The organism is Micromonospora sp. WMMD1120, from assembly GCF_029626235.1.
Classification (GTDB): domain Bacteria; phylum Actinomycetota; class Actinomycetes; order Mycobacteriales; family Micromonosporaceae; genus Micromonospora.
Genome location: NZ_JARUBO010000005.1, coordinates 2872968 through 2890891, shown reverse-complemented (window position 1 = coordinate 2890891; position 17924 = coordinate 2872968). Strand labels below are relative to the sequence as shown.

The following is a 17924-nucleotide window of genomic DNA, read 5'->3' as shown; positions in this document are numbered from 1 at the left end:
TGCTCGCCGGCCGGCGCGTCGCCGGCGTTCAGACGCCGAGGCGGAAGTCCCGACGGGGCTGCCATCGCGCCTGTCCGCTGTGCGAGAAGAGGGTGAACGCGTCGACCTCGAACATGGCGGAGAAGTCGGCCAGATCCTCGTACACCTTGTCGAGGGCTTCCGGCGCCACGTCCTGCGCCACAGTGACGTGCGGATGGTACGGAAAGCGGGCCTCGCGGCGCAGGCCCGGCGACGCGGCGATGGCGGCGGCCAGCAACTCGCACTCGCTGATCCCGGCCGCCACCGCGACGAACACCACCTGGGTGACCGGACGGAACGTGCCGGTGCCCCGCAGGTGCAGCGTGAACGGCAGGTGCGCGGCGGCGACGGCGGCCAGGTGCTGCTCCACGGCGGGCAGGCTGGCGGTCTGGATCTCGGTGGGGCCGAGCAACGTCACGTGCGCGGGCACCGCGAGCGGGTCGCCGGCCTCGACTCGTCGCCGGGTGAGTTGGGCGCCCCACGGCTCGGGAATGTCCACGGCGATGCCGATCTGGATGGTGTCGCCGGTCGGCGCCACCCCGCCACTGCGATCCACGCTTCGCGCCGCCCCTCCGTTCACCGGTACCGGGAACTACTCGCCGCGGACGGGCGAGAAGAAACCCACCCGCTCGTACGCCGACCGCAGGGTCGACGATGCCACCGCGCGCGCCTTCTCCGCGCCGGCGGCGAGAAGCTTGTCGAGCTGCGCCGGATCGTCGAGGTAACCGCGGGTGCGCTCCTGGATCGGGCGGACGAAGTCGGCCACCACCTCGGCCAGGTCCTTCTTCAGGTCACCGTAGCCACGGCCCGCGTACGCGGCCACCAGGTCGTCGATGCCGCGCCCGCTCAGCGCCGAGTAGATGGTCAGCAGGTTGGACACACCCGGCTTGGTCTCGGCGTCGAAGACGATCTCCCGGCCGGTGTCGGTCACCGCCGACCGGATCTTCTTCGCCGACCGGGCCGGATCGTCCAGCAGGTCGATGATGCCGGCCGGCGAGGACGACGACTTCGACATCTTGGCGGTCGGGTCCTGCAGGTCGGTGATCTTGGCAGTGTCCTTCACGATGTGCGGCGCGGGCACCGTGAACGTCGCGCCGAACAGCGAGTTGAAGCGCTGCGCCAGATCGCGGGACAGCTCGAGGTGCTGCCGCTGGTCCTCGCCGACCGGCACCGCGTTGGCCTGGTAGAGCAGGATGTCGGCGGCCTGCAGGACCGGGTAGGTGAACAGCCCGACGCTGGCCCGCTCGTTGCCCTGCTTCTGCGACTTGTCCTTGAACTGGGTCATCCGGCTGGCCTCGCCGAAGCCGGTGATGCAGCCGAGCACCCAGGCGAGCTGCGGGTGCTCGGGCACCTGCGACTGGACGAACAGGGTGCTGCGTTCCGGGTCGAGCCCGACCGCGTAGAGCTGGGCCGCGGCCACCCGGGACCGCTGGCGCAGCACCGCCGGGTCGTGCCCCGCGGTGATGGCGTGCAGGTCCACCACGCAGTAGAACGCGTCGTGCGTGTCCTGCAACGCCACCCAGTGCCGCACGGCGCCCAGATAGTTGCCGAGGTGGAACGAGTCGGCCGTCGGCTGGATGCCGGAGAAGACGCGGGGACGGGCGGGAGCGTCGGACATGGCGATAATTCTGTCAGCAAGCACCGCGGTACGTCATGACGGGCCGGCGGGTCGGCGTCGGCCCGCCGACGCCGGGCCATTGACCTCGCGTGGCTCGCTCCTGTCGGCGCGGCGCGTCGGGGCGACCAGAAGCCCACTCCCCTGCCCGGCCATCGCCTCCCGGCGGGGCTCCGGCATCCGCACGGCCGAGACCGCCAGCCGGGCGACCCGACGGCCGTCCACGGCGAGCACCCGCAGCAGAGCGCCGCCCGGTGGATCGGCCGGACCCGGCGCGCCGTCGTCGGCGGGCCCCGTGGCAACCGGCACCTCGTCCCCGGCCACCGGCAGCCGGCCCAGCGCCGCCATGACGAAGCCACCCACCGTCTCGTACGGCCCGGCCGGCAGCGCCACACCGGTTCGTTCGGCGAAGTCGGCGAGGTTGAGACGCCCGTCCACCACGGCCGGGAGGCCGGCGCGCACCGGGTCCGGGGCGGCGTCGTACTCGTCGTGGATCTCTCCGATCAACTCCTCGATGAGGTCCTCCAGGGTGACGATCCCGGCGGTGCCGCCGTACTCGTCGACCACCACCGCCAGATGTTGGCCCTCGCGACGCATCTCGGTCAGCGCCGCCAGCACACGCTTGCTGCCCGGCAGCCGCTTCACCTCGCGGGCCAACTCACCGACGGTGCCGCACCGGTCGGCGTCGGGGCGCAGCAGCACGTCCCGGAGGTGCACGAAGCCGATCACGTCGTCGTGGGTGCCGTCGGTGACCGGGTACCGGGTGTGCGTCTCGGCGCGGACCAGTCGGGCGGCTTCGGCGATGGTCAGTCGTGCCGGCAGGAAGACCACCTCGGTTCGGGGCATCATCACCTCGCGGATCAGACTGGCGCCGGCCACCAGGACCTCGTCGATGATCCGGCGTTCGTCCGGGTCGAGCACCGTGTTCGCCGCGACCAGGTCCCGCAGGTCCGCCTCGGAGATGCGCTCCCGGCCCGCCGCCGGGCCGGCGCCGAGCAGGTCGGTGACGAGACGGCTGGCGCCGTCGGCGGCGCGGACCAGCACGCGGGCGACGGCTCGGGCGAGCGGGCCGGGGTCGCGGCGGGGTCGCACCCGCGCGCGTCGCCGGAGCCCGGTACGGGCCGCTTCCCGCATGACAGAGATGGTAGACACCGTTTGCCCGTCGCACGGGAAATCCCGTGCGGGCCCGAGCAATGTTCGTCTCTGTTTAGTTGTGAAAGATTATGATGGAATGGGGTTGTCGGTGCTGTCCGCAGAGGTGCCGGCCACCGTCCTAGTGTGATCATTGAGGGCCACGTCCCGGGCGGGCCAGGCAGGAGGCAACGACGTGAAACTGCTCGTCACCGGGGGCGCCGGCTTCATCGGGAGCGTGGTGACCCGGATGCTGCTCGACGCGGGCCACCAGGTGGTCGTCCTGGACGACCTGCGCACCGGGCACCGCGCGGCCCTCGCCCCGGACGCGACGCACGTCGAAGCGTCCATCCACGACGCCGCCCGCGTCCTCACCAGGGACGCCGGCTTCGACGGGGTGCTGCACTTCGCGGCCCTGATCGCCGCCGGCGAGTCGATGGTCAAACCCGAGCTGTACTGGCAGACGAACACCGTCGGCACGCTCGCCCTGATCGACGCGGTCCGCGCGGCCGGGGTGCCCCGGATGGTCTTCTCCTCCACCGCTGCCGTCTACGGCAACCCGACCGAGCTGCCCATCACCGAGAACGCGGTCAAGGCCCCCACCAACACGTACGGCGCCACCAAGCTCGCCGTCGACATGGCGCTCACCTCCGAGGCGGTCGCGCACGGGCTCGCCGCCGTGTCGTTGCGCTACTTCAACGTGGCGGGCGCCCACCTGGACGGGGACGTCACGCTCGGCGAGCGGCACGACCCGGAGACACACCTCATCCCCATCGCGTTGGAGGTCGCCGCCGGCCGGCGGGAGAAGCTGCAACTGTTCGGCGACGACTACCCCACTGTGGACGGCACCTGCGTGCGCGACTACATCCACGTCGCCGACCTGGCCCGGGCGCATCTGCTGGCGCTCGACGCGGCCACCAGCGGCCAGCACCGGATCTACAACCTGGGCAACGGCAACGGGTTCACCAACCGGCAGGTCGTCGACGTGGTCCGCGCTGTCACCGGGCACGAGCTGCCCGTCGAGATCGCGCCGCGCCGCGAGGGCGACCCGGCCGAGCTGGTCGCGTCCTCCGCGCTGGCCCGCGACGAGCTGGGTTGGGTGCCGCAGAAGCCGACACTGCACGACATGGTCGGTGACGCCTGGGCGTTCTACCGCACGCACATCATGGGGACGGCCCAGTGAGCGCGAGGAGTGAGCCGATCTTGCGAGCCCCGCAGTCGCGAACGAAGGAGATCCAGTGAGCGCCGGTGACGTCGCCGAGCGGGCCGTTGCCGGTTTCACCGCGCAGTTCGGCGGTCAGGCCGCCGGACGCTGGGCGGCTCCCGGCCGGGTCAACCTGATCGGCGAGCACACCGACTACAACGAGGGTTTCGTCCTGCCCTTCGCGCTGCCGATGCGTACCATCGTCGCCGCCGACCGCCAGGACGGCGAGCGGTGGACGGTCTGGTCCGAGCTGTCCGGCGAGACGATCAATTTCGGCGCGGAGGAGGTCGCCGAGCCGGGTCGGGTCAGCGGTTGGGGTGCGTACGTCGCGGGTGTGGTCTGGGCGCTACGCGAGGCGGGTCACCGGGTGCCGGGGGCCCGGCTGGCGATCACGTCCGACGTGCCGCTGGGCTCCGGGCTCTCCTCCTCGGCGGCGCTGGAGTCGGCGGTGCTGGCCGCCCTGCTCGACCTCGGTGGGCTGGAGCTGCCCGCGACAGCTCAACCCCGGCTGGCGCAGCGGGCGGAGAACGTCTACGTCGGGGCGCCGACCGGCATCATGGACCAGTCCGCGTCGATCCGCTGCCGCGCCGGGCACGCGCTCTTCCTGGACTGTCGGGACGAGTCGGTCGAGCACATCCCGTTCGATCTCGAGGCCCCCGGGCTGGCGGTGCTGGTCATCGACAGCCGGGCGCCGCATCGGCACGCCGACGGGGAGTACGCTGCCCGCCGCCGCTCCTGCGAGGCCGGGGCCAGTGCTCTCGGCGTGGCCGCGCTGCGCGACGTCGGTGTCGACCAGCTCGACGCCGCGCTGGCCCGGCTCGACGACGAGGAGACCCGGCGACGGGTCCGGCACGTGGTGACCGAGGACCAGCGGGTGCTGGACACCGTGGCGCTGCTCCGCGCCGCACGGGTCGACGAGATCGGGCCGCTGCTCACCGCCTCACACGTCTCGATGCGCGACGACTTCGAGATCACCGTGCCGGAGGTGGACACCGCCGTCGAGGCGGCGTTGGCGGCCGGGGCGCTGGGCGCGCGGATGACCGGCGGCGGCTTCGGCGGATGCGTCCTCGCCCTGGTCGAGGTCGACCGCGCCGACGAGGTGGCCGCGGCGGTGACGACGGCGTACGCCGAGCGCGGCTTCACCGCCCCCACCACCGTGACGGTCCTCCCCTCACCCGGCGCCACCCGCCTCTCCTGACCACCCCCGCTCCCTCGCCGAGGCGAGCAAGATCGTGCTTGTTCATTGATGTCAACGCCGTTGCGTTTGGCGATCGGGGCTTGAGTCAAGGCTTTGAAGACGCGAACGGGACTTCTGATAGATCAGCTTGTGTCGAGCAAGGTGATCGTTGTCAGGAGTCCCGTTGCAGGAGAAGTCTGTCATCAGCCGGTCGTTCGGGGTGGCCGGGGGTGTGTACGCGCCCGGTCATCTGGGTGAGTTGACGCAGATCATCGATTTTGACCTGGTAGACGCGGTGTTGGAGGAGACCGGGACACGGGAGAAGCGGCTGCGGCTGCTGCCGTCTCGGGTCGTGGTGTATTTCGTCCTCGCGCTCGCTCTGTTCGAGCGCTGTTCCTATCTGGCGACCTGGGGGAAGCTGACCGCCGCCCTGACGGACCTGCGCCTGACGCGCCCGAGCGTCTCCTCACTTGCCCGCGCCCGCCGCCGGATCGGAGCGGCGCCGCTACGGCGGCTGTTCGAGACGTTGGCTGGTGTCGTCGGCCTGCCCAGCCAGCCCGGCGTGTTCTACCGGGGCCTGCGCACCGTAGCCATCGACGGCACTCACCTGCACGTGCCCGACCGGGAACAGGTCACCTGGCGCTACCGCAAACGGGTAGGAGACCGGCGGGAGTTCGGCTACCCGCTGCTGCGACTGCTCGTGGTGATCGAGTGCGGGACCCGCGCCCTGCTCGCCGCGGACTTCGGCCCCGATGCAGGAGGCGAACTGCCCTATGCCCACCGCCTGGTAGGCGCACTGGACCGCGCGATGCTGCTGCTGGCCGACGCCGGCTTCGACGCCGCGCGATTCCTGCACGACGTGGCCGCCACCGGCGCGCAGTTCCTCGTCCGCTCCACCGCCTGCCGCCGCCCGACCATCGCGCAACGCCTGCCCGATGGCTCCTACCTGACCCGCATCGGCTACGGCACCCTACCCGCCCTCATCCTGATACGAGTCATCGAAGCGCAGGTCACCATCACCCTGGCCGACGGCACGGTGCGCCGCGAGCAGTGGCGCCTGATCACCAGCCTGACCGATCACGCCCGCTACCCCGCCCGAGAACTCATCAACCTCTACCACGAACGCTGGCAGGCCGAGACCACCTACTACTCGATCAAAGCCACCATGCTCAACGGCCGCGTCCTGCGCTCTCACAGCATCCCCGGCATCGAGCAAGAGGTATATGCCCTCCTCACCACCTACCAAGCCCTCATCCGCGCCGCCGCAGACGCCGCGTCAACCCAACCGGGCCTGGACATGGACCGGCTCAGCTTCACCATCCTCATCGACACCGCCGTCAACACGATCACCACCGCCAGCGCGATCCACCCCGACGGCCCCGCCGATCTCCTCGGCGCGATAGGCCAGGCCGCGCTGGCCAACCTCCTACCCACACAGCGCCGCCCCCGCGTCAAAGCCCGCACCCGCAAGAACCCGACCAGCAAGTACGGCCCGAACACGCGACAACACCCCCCAACCGCACAGACCTACAGCTTCCACGCCGACATCACAGTCTTCGAGAAAGGACTTGCCTCCCGCTCACAGCGCTAAACGCAACGGCGTTGTCATTGATGTAGTGGCCTCGCCCGTTGGACGAGGCCACTACATCCTGGATCGAGCGCGATCGTGACGTGGCAGCCGAGCGCGATCGTGACGTGGCAGCGGACCGGTCAGCCCGCTTCGACGATCATGGCGGCGCCTACCGTGCGGTTGGTGGTCTCGTCGATGATGACGAAGCCTCCGGTGGTGCGGTTGCGGCGGTACTCGTCGGCGAGCAGCGGCACCGTCGTCCGCAGGCGCACCCGGCCGATCTCGTTGAGCCGCAGCTCGGCGGCCGACTCGTCGCGGTGCAGCGAGTTGATGTCCAGTCGGTAGTGCAACCCGCGGACGATGGCGCGTGCCGAGCGGGTGGTGTGCTTGATGGCGTACTTGCCGCCGACCCGCAGCGGGGCCGTCTCGTCCATCCAGCAGACCATCGCCTCGATGTCCTGGGCGACCGCTGGCGCGTTGTTCGGCCGGCAGATCAGGTCACCCCGCGAGATGTCGATCTCGTCGGCCAGTCGTACCGTCACCGACATCGGCGGGAACGCCTCGGCGACCGGCCCGTCGGCGGTCTCCACGGCGGCGATCCGGCTGGTGAAGCCGGACGGCAGCACCATCACCTCGTCGCCCGGCTTGAGCACGCCGGAGGCGACCTGACCGGCGTAACCACGGTAGTCGGTGACGGTGGTGGACTGCGGACGGATCACGTACTGCACCGGGAACCGGACGTCGACCAGGTTGCGGTCACTCGCGATGTGCACCCGCTCCAGGTGGTGCAGCAGGGACGGTCCCTCGTACCACTGCATGTTGTCCGAGCGGCTGACGATGTTGTCGCCGCGCAGCGCGGAGATCGGCACCACGGTCAGGTCCGGGACGTCGAGCTTCGCGGCGAACGCGGTGAACTCGTCGGCGATGCGCTCGTAGACCTCCTGCGACCAGTCGACCAGGTCCATCTTGTTGACACAGAGGACGAGGTGCGGCACCCGCAGCAGCGAGCACAGGAACGCGTGCCGGCGGGACTGCTCGACCAGACCCTTGCGCGCGTCCACCAGGATCAACGCCAGATCGGCCGTCGAGGCCCCGGTGACCATGTTGCGGGTGTACTGGATGTGTCCTGGGGTGTCGGCGATGATGAACTTGCGCCGCGGGGTGGCGAAGTAGCGGTACGCCACGTCGATGGTGATGCCCTGCTCGCGCTCGGCCCGCAGGCCGTCGGTGAGCAACGCCAGGTTGGTGTATTCGTCGCCACGGGCCGCGCTGACCGCCTCCACGGCGGCCAACTGGTCGGTGAAGAGCGACTTGGTGTCGTAGAGCAGGCGACCGATCAGTGTGGACTTGCCGTCGTCCACGCTGCCGGCGGTGGCGAAGCGGAGCAGGTCCATCGCCCGCGTCTCGGCGGTCGGCGCCACGGTCTCGGTGGTCATCAGAAGTAGCCCTCCCGCTTGCGGTCCTCCATGGCGGCCTCGCTGACCCGGTCGTCGCCGCGGGTGGCGCCGCGCTCGGTGATCCGGGTGGCCGCCACCTCCTCGATGACCTTCTCCACGGTGTCCGCCTCGGAGCGGACCGCCGCGGTGCAGGAGGCGTCGCCGACGGTGCGGTAGCGCACCTGGGCCTTGAACCGCTCCTCACCCGCGCGGGGCCGGAAGAACTCGTTGACGGCGTAGAACATGCCGTCCCGCTCGATCACCTCACGCTCGTGCGCGTAGTAGATCGAGGGCAGCGGGATGCGCTCCCGGGCGATGTAGTGCCAGACGTCCAGCTCGGTCCAGTTGGACAGCGGAAAGACCCTGATCGACTCGCCCGCGTGGTGCCGGCCGTTGTACAGCGACCACAGCTCCGGCCGCTGGTTCTTCGGGTCCCACTGGCCGAACTCGTCACGGAAGCTGAACACCCGCTCCTTGGCGCGGGCCTTCTCCTCGTCCCGGCGGGCACCGCCGAACAGCGCGTCGAAGCGGTGCTTCTCGACCGCGTCCAGCAGCACCGGCGTCTGGATCCGGTTGCGCATGCCGTCGGCGGACTCCCGGACCAGGCCGCTGGCCAGGGCCTCCGGGACGCTCGCCACCACGAGTTGCAGTCCGAGCTCGGCGACCCGTTGGTCGCGGTATTCCAGGACCTCGGGGAAGTTGTGCCCGGTGTCGACGTGCATGACCGGGAAGGGGATGTTGGCCGGGGCGAACGCCTTCTGCGCCAGCCGGAGCATGACGATCGAGTCCTTGCCACCGGAGAAGAGCAGCACCGGGCGTTCCATCTCGGCGACCACCTCGCGCATCACGAAGATGCTCTCCGCCTCCAGCGCGTCCAGGTGGGAGACCTGGTATGCCGCGGGAGTGGTCATGACACCGGCTCGATTCGCTCGCTCATCCGATTTCCAGACCTTTCCGGTCGGACTTGTCAAGAAGTCTGCTCAGGCTACCCGGAATGCCTCTGCAGCGCTGCAAGCAACCGGCTGGCGAGATCCTTGCGGCAGACCAACAGGTCCGGCAGGCGTGGATCCGCCTCGTTGTATTTCAGCGCAGAACCGTCGATCCGGGAAGCGTGCAGTCCGGTGGCCGTCGCCACAGCGATCGGTGCCGCCGAATCCCACTCGTACTGCCCACCGGCGTGGATGTACGCGTCCACCTCACCGGTCACCACCGCGGCGATCTTCGCGCCCGCCGAGCCCATCGGCACCAGGTGCGCCCCGACGTCCTCGGCCAGGTCGGTCAGGAAGACCGGCGGCCGGCTCCGGCTCGCCGCCAGGCGGATCTTCCGCTCGCCGGCAATGGCCGCCTCGACGGTCATCGGTGGGTACGCCGGTGGATAGTCGGTGGCCAGCACCCGGTGCTGGGCCGGCAGCCCCACCGCCCCGGCCACCAGCCCGTGCGGGCTCGGCGCGTTACGCGCCCACAGGGCCACGTGCACCGCCCAGTCCGAGCGGCCCTCCTCGGAGAACTCGCGGGTGCCGTCCAGCGGGTCGATGATCCACACGCGATCGGCAATCAACCGCGACACCGCTCCGGTGTTGACCTCGGCGGCCCAGGCCAGCCGCGACCCCTCGTCCTCCTCGGAGAGCACCGCGTCACCCGGACGCCACTTCGCCAGCTCCGTGCGGATCAGGTCGTGCGACACCTTGTCACCGGCCGACTTGAGCGCGCCGGTGTCCGCGAAACCCATCTCGGTGCGCAGGTCGAGCAACGCCTGCCCGGCCCGGGACGCCAGCCATCTGGCGAACGCGCCGTCGATCATCGGAGGACTGCTCATCTGCCCGCTCCCGTCGCCTCCCCGCGCTGCCCGCACGGGCCGATCCGCCGCGACTCGCGTCGCCGGTCGCGGCACGCCGAAAGGCGCAGACTACCGGCCGACTGTGTCCGACCCGGTACGCCCCGCCCGGCTCAGCCCCCGTGGTAGAGGTTCTGCGTCGGCTCCACGCCCTTGAGGATCACCGACTCCACCACGTCCGCGGCCCGATCGACAAGGAAATCCAGCTCCTTGCGCTCGGCCGCGCCGAAATCCGACAGTACGTAATCCGCCGGGTCCTGCCGACCCGGCGGTCGGCCGACACCGAAGCGCACCCGGGCGTAGTCCTTCGTGCCCAACGACTTGGACATCGAGCGCAGGCCGTTGTGCCCGCCCTCGCCGCCGCCGAACTTGATCCGCACCTGGCCGAACTCGATGTCCAGCTCGTCGTGCACCGCGATGATCTGCGCCGTCGGCACCTTGTAGAACGCCGCCAGCGCGGACACCGGCCCACCGGAGAGGTTCATGTAGGTCAGCGGCTTCGCCAGCACCAGCTTCGGCCCGCCGAACCCCAGGCGCGTCTCGGCGACCTCGGCCACCGCGCGCCGGTGCCGCCCGAACCGCGCGCCCGTACGGCCGGCCAGCAGCTCGGCCACCATGAACCCGACGTTGTGCCGGTTGCCGGCGTACTCCCGACCGGGGTTGCCCAGACCTGCCACCAGCCACGGCCCCGACTCGTCAGTCACGACCCGTCCCTCCCGACGCTCATCCCACCGCCTGCCGATACGCCGACAGGCGCCCCCGAGCACCCGGGGACGCCTGTCGCACTGTACGAACCGATCAGGCCTCGGCGCGCGCCTCGGTCGTCTCCTCGCCCTCGGGGGCGTCCGCGCCCTCGGAGCCCTCGGTGGTCTCGCCGGCCTCGGCCTCGGCCTCCTCGGTGGCCGTCTCGACCTCGGGCAGCGTCGCCTCGAGCTGCTCGGCGGTGGGGGCGGCGGTCACCGACGCGACGGTCAGCTCCGCGTCGGCGGCAAGCTCCACGCCGGACGGCAGGTCGACGTCGCCGGCGGTGACCTGGCTGCCCGCCTCCAGGCCCTCGATGGAGGCCTCGAGGTGGTCCGGAACCTTGGTGGCGTCGGCGGTCACCGAGAGGGTGTCGTGGTCGTGCACGATCAGGGTGTCCCGCGCGGCCTCACCGGTCAGCTGGACCGGAACCTCGACGGTGACCTTCTCGCCCCGCCGGACCAGGAGCAGGTCGACGTGCTCGAAGGTGTCCCGGATCGGGTCACGCTGGATCGCCTTCGGCAGCGCCAGCACCTGGGTGCCGTCGGTGATGTCGATCGCGAAGAGCTGGTTGGCACCGCCCTTGCGGATCGCCGCGGCGAACTCCCGCGACGGCAGCGCGATGTGCTTGGGCTTCTCGCCGTGGCCGTACAGCACGGCGGGCACCTTGCCGGCCCGGCGGGTACGGCGGGCACCACCCTTGCCGAACTCGGTGCGGGGCTCGGCGCTGATCTTTACCTCGGACACGGGGAAACTCCTGATGCTTTTCGCTGCGGCGGCTTGTCGTCTGGCGGTGCTGGGGCGAGGGGCTCGCTGGGGCTCATGCGTCATGAACGACTGCCCGGAGCACCGCGTCGATGACGGTGCCTCCGTGCGGCGCTTTTCAGCGGCCCGCCGGGCACCCTCGCCGTGGCAACCGCACCAGTCTACCCGAGCTGTTTCCAGCGTTTCCGGCAGTCCCCGGTCATGCCTCGAGACCGGCGCGTCGGTGCGGCTTCCACCGGCGTGCCGGTCCCGTTTCGTCCAGTTTGCCAGGCCCCGCCGCCACTGCCGAGACGGGGCGCGAGGCTCAGCTCAGGCCGCCGAAGAGCGTGGTCACCGACCCGTCGTCGAAGACCTCGCGGATCGCCCGCGCCAGCAGCGGCGCGATCGACAACACGGTCAGCTTGTCGAGCTGCTTCTCCGGCGGCAGCGGCAGCGTGTTGGTCACCACGATCTCGCTGATCGAGCTGTTCTTCAGCCGCTCGGTCGCCGGATCGGACAGCAGCGCGTGGGTGGACGCGACAACGATCTCCGCCGCGCCCGACTCCTTGAGGATGTCGGCGGCCTTGGCGATCGTGCCACCGGTGTCGATCATGTCGTCGACGATCAGGCAGACCCGACCCTCCACCTCGCCGACGACCCGGTTCGCGACGACCTGGTTGGGCTTCAACGGGTCCCGGGTCTTGTGGATGAACGCCAGCGGGCAACCGCCCAGCCGGTCGGTCCACCGCTCGGCCACACGCACCCGGCCCGAGTCCGGCGCCACGACCGTCATCGGCCGGCCGACGTACTTGTGCTCGACGTACTCGGCGAGGATGTCCATCGCGAAGAGGTGGTCCACCGGGCCGTCGAAGAAGCCCTGGATCTGCGCGGTGTGCAGGTCGACGGTGAGGATGCGGTTCGCGCCGGCGGTCTTCAGCAGATCCGCCACCAGGCGGGCCGAGATCGGCTCCCGACCGCGGTGCTTCTTGTCCTGCCGCGCGTACGGGTAGAACGGCAGCACTACCGTGATCCGCTTGGCCGACCCGCGCTTGAGCGCGTCCACCATGATCAGGGTCTCCATGACCCAGGTGTTCACCCCGTGCGTGACGGACTGCACCACGAAGGCGTCCGAACCACGCACCGAGTCCTTGAACCGTACGAAGATCTCGCCGTTGGCGAACTCGTACGCGTCGGCCGGCGTCGGCGCGACGCCGAGCACCTCGCCGATCTCCTTGGCCAACTCCGGAAAGCCCCGTCCGGAAAAGAGCATCAGGCTTTTGCGGTTTTCGGCGACGATGCTGCCCATGGGCCCGTCTGCTCCCGTTTTGTCGGCGGTACCCGACCCGGTGGTGGTGGGTCAGGGACTAGTCGGTTGCAGTATCTCCCGTGCCGGAGGCGCCGCCCACCGTCTCGCCCACCCCGTGGATTGCCTCACTGTCACTTGCGGTGCCGGCACCCTCCGACGCACCCTTCGCGGCTACGGCCCGCTGCGCCGCCTCGGCCGCCGCCGTGCCGGCGCGCCGCTTCGCCACCCAGCCCTCGATGTTGCGCTGACGTGCCCGGGCGACACCCATCGCGCCCGCCGGCACGTCGTCGACGATGACCGAACCGGCGGCCGTGTACGCCCCGTCGCCCACCTCGACCGGTGCCACGAACATGTTGTCCGCGCCGGTCCGCGCGTGGCTCCCGATCACCGTGCGGTGCTTGTTGACCCCGTCGTAGTTGACGAAGACCGATGCCGCGCCGATGTTGGTCTGCTCGCCGATCGTCGCGTCGCCCACGTACGTCAGGTGCGGCACCTTCGCGCCGGCGCCGAGCTGCGAGTTCTTCACCTCGACGAAGGTGCCGACCTTCGCCTTCTCGCCCAACCGGGCCTCCGGCCGCAGGTACGCGTACGGCCCGACGGTCGCGCCCGCGCCGACCTCGGCGCCGACCGCGTGGCTGCGGACCACCGAGGCGCCGGGGCCGACGATCGTGTCGACGAGCGTCACGTCCGGGCCGACAAGCGCGCCCGCGCCGACGACCGTGCCGCCCCGTAGCTGGGTGTTCTGCTCGACGACGGCGTCGCGGTCCAGCGCCACCGTGACGTCGATCCAGGTGGTGGCGGGGTCGAGCAGGCTCACCCCGGTACGCATCCAGGCCTCGTTGATCCGGTCGCGCAGCAGCCGGCGCAGCGTCGCCAGCTCCACCCGGTCGTTGCAGCCCAACGTCTCGACGTGGTCCCCGGCCACGTGCACGGCGACCGGCTCGCCGGCCGAGCGGAGCAGGCCGAAGACGTCGGTCAGGTACTCCTCGCCCTGGTCGTTGTCGGTGGAGAGCTTGCCCAGCGACTCGCGCAGCCGGACCGCGTCGAACGCGTAGATGCCCGCGTTGATCTCCCGGATCGCCCGCTGCGCCGGGTCGGCGTCGCGCTCCTCGACGATCTGCTCGAGGCGGCCGTCGGCGTCCCGCACGATCCGTCCGAGGCCGGTCGGATCGGGCACCTCGGCGGCCAGCACTGTGGCCGCCGCGGCGGCCTCCTCGTGCGCGGTCACCAGCGCGCCCACCGTCTCCGGGCGCAGCAGCGGCACGTCCCCGTTGATCACCACGACGGTGCCGGCGCCGTCCGGCACGGCCTCCAGCGCGATCCGGACGGCGTGCCCGGTGCCGAGTTGCTCGGCCTGGAGCACGGGGGTGGCGGTCGGCGCGACCTCGGCAAGGTGCTCGCGCACCTGGTCGGCGCCGTGCCCCACCACGACGACGGTACGGTCCGCGCCGAGCGGGGCGGCGGCGCTCAGCACGTGGCCGAGCAGCGTCCGACCGAGCAGGGGGTGCAGCACCTTGGGCAGTGCCGACTTCATCCGCTTGCCCTCACCGGCGGCGAGCACGACGACGGTACGGAGGTGGGGCTGGGGCACGACGTGGCTCCCGTCGGGACGGCGGACACTCTCGCGGCCATGCTAACCGCGGGGTCGGGCACGTTCCCCTCTTACCCCACCAGAACCTAAAAGGGACGCGGGTGTGCAGCTCGGCCGCCAGGGTTCGAACCTGAAATACGGGTACCAAAGACCCGGGTGTTGCCAATTACACCACGGCCGATCAGCGACGCGAGCACGTCGCACGGGGCACGGAGACCCCGCTGCTACACCTTAGCGTCCCGATGGGCGGGCGCCAGCGCTCATCCCGCCCCGGGCGGGCGTGGCCGGCGGCGGGGCGTCCCCGCCGGGCGACCCGGCAGGGATGATCATCATCGACGCCCGGCTCCGCCCGGCACTGCGGCTGAGCGCGGTGACCTGCGACTTCGATGCGCTACGCGAGCGCTTTTCGAACTTCCCCGTGCGATCTACGGTGCCGTAAGTTACGGTGACGTAGGCGTAGCTTAGAGATCGTCTCCACTCCCCCTGCGAGGTCCCGTGTCCACTGCCCTGCTCGATCCCAACACCGCCGCCCCCGGTCCCAAGCCACTCACCGACGGCAGCCAGTCCTCCGGAATCCTGGTCGCCCTCTGGGCGTTCGTGGTGATCCCCTTCGTCGCCCTGCTGGTCGCCGTGCCGGTGGCCTGGGGCGGCTGGCTGGGCTGGACGGACGTGATCATCGGCTTGGTCTGGTACGTCGTCTCCGGGCTCGGCATCACCGTTGGCTTCCACCGCTACTTCACGCACGGCTCCTTCAAGGCCAAGCGGTGGCTGCGGGTCACGTTGGCGGTGGCGGGTTCGCTGGCCGTGCAGGGCGAGATCATCCAGTGGGTGGCCGACCACCGACGGCACCACGCGTTCTCCGACCTGGAGGGTGACCCGCACTCCCCGTGGCGCTTCGGCACCAGCTTCTGGGCACTGACCCGTGGGCTGTTCCACGCGCACGTGGGCTGGCTGTTCCGCCGGGAACTGTCCAACCGCGAACGATTCGCGCCCGACCTCATCGCCGACCGGGACATCAGCCGGGTGGACCGCCTCTTCCCGATGCTGGTGGCCGTGTCGCTGCTCGGCCCGGCGCTGATCGGCGGCCTGGTGACCTGGTCCTGGCAGGGCGCGCTGACCGCCTTCTTCTGGGCCGGTCTGGTCCGCATCGGCCTGCTGCACCACGTCACCTGGGCGATCAACTCGGTCTGCCACGTCTACGGTGAGCGTCCGTTCGCCATGCGCCAGGGCGACCGCGCGTCGAACTTCTGGCCGCTGGCGATCCTGTCGTTCGGTGAGAGCTGGCACAACCTGCACCACGCCGACCCGACCAGCGCCCGGCACGGCGTCCTGCGCGGTCAGGTGGACATCTCCGCCCGGGTGATCTGGCTGTTCGAGAAGACGGGCGCGGCGACGCAGGTGCGCTGGCCGAAGCCCGAGCGCCTCGCCGCCAAGCTGGTGAAGCCGGTCGCACCCCGCTAAACCGGGCGGTGCAGGCGGATGCCGCCTGGCAGGATGACCGGATGACCGAGCCACGCGGGGGGACCGGACGGCTCGGCGGACGGGGAGCCGGGTCCGATCCGGGCACGGTCGAACGGCGCGGCAGGGCGGCCGGACCGCCTGTCAGTGAGGCGACGACGTGAACGGGCACAGCGAAGGCACCATTCCACGGCAGGGCGTCACCGAGCGCCAGCAAGGCGGCGACATGCCCCAGGTCAACGACGGGGACAGCGCAGGTGTCGGCGCCCGGCGAACGACGCCGGCGGCCAAACCCAAGACCACCTCCCGGGTACGCATGTCCGCTGCCCAACGACGCGAGCAGTTGATCGCGACAGGTCGGCAACTCTTCGCCGAGCGCGGTTTCGACGCCACCTCCATCGAGGAGGTGGCGGCCCGCGCCAAGGTCTCCAAGCCGGTCGTGTACGAGCACTTCGGCGGCAAGGAGGGGCTCTACGCGGTGGTGGTGGACCGGGAGGTCCGGGCCCTCCTCGACCGGATCACCACGGCACTCACCGCCGGGCATCCCCGAGAGCTGCTGGAGCAGGCCGCGTTGGCCCTGCTGGGCTACATCGAGGAGGAGACCAGCGGCTTCCGGGTGCTGGTCCGCGAGTCACCGCTGATGTCCGGCACCGCCAACTTCAGCAGCGTGATGAACGACGTGGCACACCAGGTCGAGCACATCCTGGGCGCCGAGTTCAAGAGCCGGGGGTACGACCCGAAGCTCGCCGAACTGTACTCGCAGGCGCTGGTCGGGATGGTGGCGCTCACCGGGCGCTGGTGGCTGGAGGTGCGCAAGCCGCGCAAGGAGACAGTGGCGGCGCACCTGGTCAACCTCGCCTGGAACGGGTTGTCGCACCTGGAGGCGAAGCCGACGCTGATCACGGCGCGCCGCCGCTGACCGGAGTCAGCGGCGGTGCGCGTCGGCCACCGGGTGTTTGCGGCGGTCCAGCTCCGCCTCGGCGTGCTCCGGTGGACCGACCTTGTCGTAGAGGCCGGTGCCCAGCAGGATCAGCCCGAACAACATCGACACGATCACCGTCGACATCGAGAAGTTGAGGAAGTTCGCCTCGGTCTGCAGCACCGACATCATCAGGATGCTGGTCACGAGGAACACCGCGCCGGCGGTGAGATTCATGTAGTGACCGAGGTTGGTGCGCCGCGACGCCCCGATGATCAGAACGATCCCGAAGATCACCGAGGCGAGCGAGAACGCCAGGTTGGTCCGGAGCCCGAGGGCCCAGGTGCTGTTCCGGGCGAAGAGTGGTTCCCCGATCGTCTCGGCGACCCCCCAGACGCCGAAGACCAGAATGTAGACGCCGATCAGCCCGGAGAGCACCCGGTAGAGCGGCCGTGCCGGATGATTGACCGGAAAGTGCGGCATAACCAGACCCCCTGAATGACCGGTTCAGGAGGATTGTCACCCAGGGCAGAGGCAACTGTCCGAAGAAACCACAACCCCGGAAGGGTCCGCCGAGGGCCGGACCAGGTCAGGTTTTCGCCGGAGCCCGAGCTGCGCAGGGATCAGGCCTGACCGCCCGGAGCAGCTCGGGCTCCGGCGAAAACCACCACCGCAACCGAAGAGAACCCTCAGAGCACGAGACGAGCCTTCTGGAACGCCTCGGCCTCCTCGTCGGTGCCGACCTTGCCGTACATGCCGATGACGAGCAGCACCAGGCTGATCGACAGCACCACCATCACCGTGACGACGCTGAAGTTGAAGATGTTGGCGTCGGTCCGGATGAACGCCAGACCGCCCAGGCCGATCACCATCAGCGAGTACGCCAGCCACTGGTTGATGGCCACGTCGATGTTGCGGCCGAGCGCCGTACCGACCAGCACGACGAGCCCGATCAGCACGCTGAGCAGCGAGAAGCCGAGGTTGGTGCCCTGACCGAGGACGCGGGTGTCGTCCTGCGCGAGGATCTCGTTGCCGGCGCTCGTGATGATGCCGAGCACGCCGAAGACGACCAGGTACAGACCGGTCAGCCCGCCGATCGCCCGGTGGATCGGTCGCGCGGGGTGGTTGACGGGGGTGTGCATGTCTGTGTCTCCAACGCGGTGAGGTGAGTGTCGCCGTC

General features: G+C 70.3%; 17 protein-coding genes and 1 tRNA gene. 5 read left to right on the top strand and 13 right to left on the bottom strand.

Features of this window, described 5'->3' with window-relative positions:
* Positions 1-28: 28 nt before the first annotated feature.
* The 3 genes from O7634_RS13695 to O7634_RS13685 are packed head-to-tail and all read right to left on the bottom strand — an operon-like array spanning position 29 to position 2767.
* The gene (locus O7634_RS13695; RefSeq protein ID WP_278150507.1) at positions 29-598 is read right to left on the bottom strand and encodes a 2'-5' RNA ligase family protein; all 570 of its coding nucleotides are present in this window, start codon (positions 596-598) and stop codon (positions 29-31) included.
* Between the two features lie 12 nt (positions 599-610).
* Positions 611-1636, bottom strand: coding sequence for a tryptophan--tRNA ligase (gene trpS, locus O7634_RS13690; RefSeq protein ID WP_278150506.1), 1026 nt, complete (start codon positions 1634-1636; stop codon positions 611-613).
* Positions 1637-1669: 33 nt separating this feature from the next.
* A complete protein-coding gene (locus O7634_RS13685; RefSeq protein ID WP_278150505.1) occupies positions 1670-2767 on the bottom strand; it encodes a hemolysin family protein in 1098 nt (365 codons plus the stop codon).
* Between the two features lie 193 nt (positions 2768-2960).
* On the opposite strand from O7634_RS13685, the gene galE reads away from it, so the two are divergent.
* From galE to O7634_RS13670, 3 genes are all read left to right on the top strand, one after another.
* Positions 2961-3947, top strand: coding sequence for a UDP-glucose 4-epimerase GalE (gene galE / locus O7634_RS13680; protein WP_278150504.1), 987 nt, complete (start codon positions 2961-2963; stop codon positions 3945-3947).
* A 55-nt stretch (positions 3948-4002) separates the two neighbouring features.
* Positions 4003-5166: a galactokinase gene (galK, locus tag O7634_RS13675; RefSeq protein WP_278150503.1), complete on the top strand. Its 1164-nt coding sequence runs from the start codon at positions 4003-4005 to the stop codon at positions 5164-5166.
* Positions 5167-5329: 163 nt separating this feature from the next.
* Positions 5330-6736, top strand: a complete 1407-nt coding sequence (locus tag O7634_RS13670) for an IS4 family transposase (protein ID WP_278150502.1) — start codon at positions 5330-5332, stop codon at positions 6734-6736.
* A gap of 119 nt (positions 6737-6855) precedes the next feature.
* On the opposite strand, the gene O7634_RS13665 is transcribed toward O7634_RS13670, so the two are convergent.
* From O7634_RS13665 to O7634_RS13630, 8 genes are all read right to left on the bottom strand, one after another.
* Complete coding sequence (locus O7634_RS13665; protein WP_278150501.1) at positions 6856-8151, bottom strand: GTP-binding protein; 1296 nt, start codon at positions 8149-8151, stop codon at positions 6856-6858.
* On the bottom strand, positions 8151-9062 hold the full coding sequence (cysD, locus tag O7634_RS13660) for a sulfate adenylyltransferase subunit CysD (RefSeq protein WP_278150500.1): 912 nt from the start codon (positions 9060-9062) through the stop codon (positions 8151-8153). Before cysD ends, O7634_RS13665 begins: the two co-directional genes overlap by 1 nt.
* Positions 9063-9136: 74 nt before the next feature.
* Positions 9137-9967, bottom strand: coding sequence for a 3'(2'),5'-bisphosphate nucleotidase CysQ (locus tag O7634_RS13655; protein ID WP_278150499.1), 831 nt, complete (start codon positions 9965-9967; stop codon positions 9137-9139).
* 131 nt (positions 9968-10098) lie between these two features.
* On the bottom strand, positions 10099-10689 hold the full coding sequence (pth, locus tag O7634_RS13650) for an aminoacyl-tRNA hydrolase (RefSeq protein WP_278150498.1): 591 nt from the start codon (positions 10687-10689) through the stop codon (positions 10099-10101).
* A gap of 94 nt (positions 10690-10783) precedes the next feature.
* Positions 10784-11473, bottom strand: coding sequence for a 50S ribosomal protein L25/general stress protein Ctc (locus O7634_RS13645; RefSeq protein ID WP_278150497.1), 690 nt, complete (start codon positions 11471-11473; stop codon positions 10784-10786).
* A 322-nt stretch (positions 11474-11795) separates the two neighbouring features.
* Positions 11796-12776, bottom strand: a complete 981-nt coding sequence (locus tag O7634_RS13640) for a ribose-phosphate diphosphokinase (RefSeq protein ID WP_278150496.1) — start codon at positions 12774-12776, stop codon at positions 11796-11798.
* 58 nt (positions 12777-12834) lie between these two features.
* Positions 12835-14367 carry a bifunctional UDP-N-acetylglucosamine diphosphorylase/glucosamine-1-phosphate N-acetyltransferase GlmU gene (glmU, locus tag O7634_RS13635; protein ID WP_347404252.1) on the bottom strand — a complete coding sequence of 511 codons (1533 nt, stop codon included), beginning with the start codon at positions 14365-14367 and terminating at the stop codon, positions 12835-12837.
* Between the two features lie 109 nt (positions 14368-14476).
* Positions 14477-14548: transfer RNA gene (locus O7634_RS13630), tRNA-Gln, on the bottom strand.
* Positions 14549-14862: 314 nt separating this feature from the next.
* Here O7634_RS13630 and O7634_RS13625 point away from each other — a divergent pair.
* Positions 14863-15828: an acyl-CoA desaturase gene (locus O7634_RS13625; RefSeq protein WP_278150495.1), complete on the top strand. Its 966-nt coding sequence runs from the start codon at positions 14863-14865 to the stop codon at positions 15826-15828.
* 223 nt (positions 15829-16051) lie between these two features.
* Entirely contained in the window at positions 16052-16744 is a 693-nt protein-coding gene (locus tag O7634_RS13620) for a TetR/AcrR family transcriptional regulator (protein WP_278150494.1), read from the top strand.
* 6 nt (positions 16745-16750) lie between these two features.
* Here the strand turns inward: O7634_RS13620 and O7634_RS13615 are convergent, their stop codons facing one another.
* Together O7634_RS13615 and O7634_RS13610 are read right to left on the bottom strand one after the other, a co-directional pair.
* Positions 16751-17227, bottom strand: a complete 477-nt coding sequence (locus O7634_RS13615) for a DUF4383 domain-containing protein (RefSeq protein ID WP_278150493.1) — start codon at positions 17225-17227, stop codon at positions 16751-16753.
* Between the two features lie 206 nt (positions 17228-17433).
* On the bottom strand, positions 17434-17886 hold the full coding sequence (locus O7634_RS13610) for a DUF4383 domain-containing protein (protein ID WP_278150492.1): 453 nt from the start codon (positions 17884-17886) through the stop codon (positions 17434-17436).
* Positions 17887-17924: the final 38 nt, after the last annotated feature.